General features: G+C 35.9%; 3 protein-coding genes. All 3 read left to right on the forward strand.

What is annotated here, in order from left to right; all coding sequences use genetic code 11:
* The coding region (locus KQJ18_RS23455) for a sugar transferase (RefSeq protein ID WP_216422883.1) at window positions 1-523 on the forward strand (523 nt) is incomplete at its 5' end.
* On the forward strand, window positions 516-1,484 hold the full coding sequence (locus KQJ18_RS23460; protein ID WP_216422884.1) for an ATP-grasp domain-containing protein: 969 nt from the start codon (window positions 516-518) through the stop codon (window positions 1,482-1,484). The genes KQJ18_RS23455 and KQJ18_RS23460, both read left to right, overlap by 8 nt.
* Complete coding sequence (locus KQJ18_RS23465; RefSeq protein WP_216422885.1) at window positions 1,465-2,136, forward strand: HAD family hydrolase; 672 nt, start codon at window positions 1,465-1,467, stop codon at window positions 2,134-2,136. The genes KQJ18_RS23460 and KQJ18_RS23465 overlap by 20 nt, the downstream gene beginning before the upstream one ends.
* Window positions 2,137-2,305: the final 169 nt, after the last annotated feature.

The following is a 2,305-nucleotide window of genomic DNA, read 5'->3' on the forward strand; positions in this document are numbered from 1 at the left end:
TCTTGTAAGGAAAAAGTTAGGTAAGCCCGCTTTTTTCAAACAACTTCGTCCGGGAAAGAATGGCGTGTGTTTTGAGATGGTTAAATTTCGTAGTATGAAGGATGCTGTTGATGAACAAGGCCAACAATTATCAGATGAAGAACGTTTAACTACCTTTGGCAGGAAAATAAGAGCATTAAGTTTGGATGAACTTCCTGAACTATGGAATGTTCTTAAAGGGGATATGAGTCTTGTTGGCCCCAGGCCTTTATTGACAAGCTATCTCGAGCTTTATGATGAGGAACAAAAACGCCGACATGATGTCCGACCTGGTGTCACGGGTTGGGCACAAGTGAATGGGCGCAATGCATTGAGTTGGGAAGAGAAATTTAAATTAGATGTGTGGTATGTTGATAACCATTCATTATGGCTTGATATTAAAATATTATTGCTCACGGTAAAAAAAGTGTTCATTAAGGAAGGAATCTCCTCTGAGGGACATGCAACGATGCCTATTTTTAAAGGGAAAAATACTGATGAATAATATCCTTATATTATCGGCCGGAAGACGTGTTGAACTCGTTGAAGCATTCCGCGAAGCAATGCTTAGTCTCAATATACGTGGTAAGGTCATGTGCACTGATATGTCCCCAGAGTTGTCTTCAGCATGTCAGGTTGCGGATGGTTTTTTTAAAGTTCCTCGAGCTACAGATGAAGCATATATTGATGATCTGATAGCTATTTGTCAAAGTAATTCAATTAAATTAGTTATTCCTACTATTGATACAGATTTAGAAAAATTAAGCAGAGCTAAAGATAGTTTTAGTAATATTGGTTGTCACATTTCAATACCTGACCTGACATTTGTTTCTGCATGCCGTGATAAGAGGAAGACTGCTGATTTATTTCAACGGCTAAATATAGCATCACCTAAAATTTATGATATTAATTCAATAGTATTTCCATGCTTCTGTAAGCCATACAATGGTAGTAGTAGTATCGGTGCTTTTGTATTAAATAATGAAACTGATCTTACTGATGATATCCTAAATAATATGAATAATATGTATATGGAACTTATCGGTAAGGATTATGTGGAGGTTACTGTTGATTGCTATTTTTCGAAACAAAATGAACTTAAGTGTCTTGTCCCTCGCGAGAGAATAGAAACACGAAGTGGTGAGGTCAGTAAAGGGGTAACCAGGAAAGGTAGGGTTTATAAATATCTTCTTGAGCGTTTGAAAAAAATACCTGGCGTTGTCGGCTGTGTAACAGTACAGGTATTTTATAATAAAGATACAGGTGATATTAAAGGATTGGAAATTAACCCTCGTTTTGGTGGTGGGTATCCTCTTTCTTACGCAGCAGGAGCAAATTATCCTTTGTATTTATTAAAAGAATATATGAGTGATGAATGTATCGATTTTATTGATGACTGGGAAGCTGATCTTTTAATGTTACGTTATGACGCTAAGGTGTTATCTCATGAATATCCAGATATCTGATAATAGCTTTTGGGTGTTTGACCTTGATGATACCCTATATAAAGAAGCTGATTTCAGAGATTCAGGTTTTGAATTTATTCGACAAGAAATTCTAAGATTATATCAGCGAGATATTGTTGGTTTGTTGAGGGGGTTTTATAGTGGTCGTTCAAAAGATCTTTTTACTGATATAATAAATTGGCTCGGTCTTCCTCCAACATCGAAAGAACAATTTATTTGGATGTATAGAAATCATCAGCCCGTCATTGCTATTGATAATGATGTCCTGACTATGCTTCGATATCTAAATGATAATACTCGAGGTGTTTCTATTATTACTGATGGACGCACAGTAACTCAAAGAAATAAAATAAAGGCTCTTTGCTTACAAGAGTTTACTGCATATATATCAGAAGAATTTGATAACGCTGAAAAACCAGATCCACTCAGATTCGAATTTATTCAGCGTCTCCATGGGAAATGTGAATATATTTATGTGGGTGATAATGTAAATAAGGATTTTGTTACTCCTAACAATCTGGGATGGACAACAATTGGGATTATGGATGATGGACGTAATATTCACTCTCAAAATGAAATTATCTCAGAGCAGTCTCGTCCAAATATTTGGCTGAGATCGATTTTAGAGCTTAAAGGAATTATATCATGCTAAATACTAAATTTTCTCCATGGCCTTCATTTACTCAAGAAGAAGCAGATGCAGTTTCCTCTGTGTTATTGTCAAATAAGGTCAATTATTGGACAGGTAATGAGTGTCGTCTCTTTGAAGAAGAATTTGCTCAATGGGTTGGTACAAAATATGCAGTTGCATTGAGCAATGG

It is taken from the genome of Citrobacter sp. S55_ASV_140 (assembly GCF_018919505.1).
Lineage (GTDB): Bacteria > Pseudomonadota > Gammaproteobacteria > Enterobacterales > Enterobacteriaceae > Citrobacter > Citrobacter werkmanii.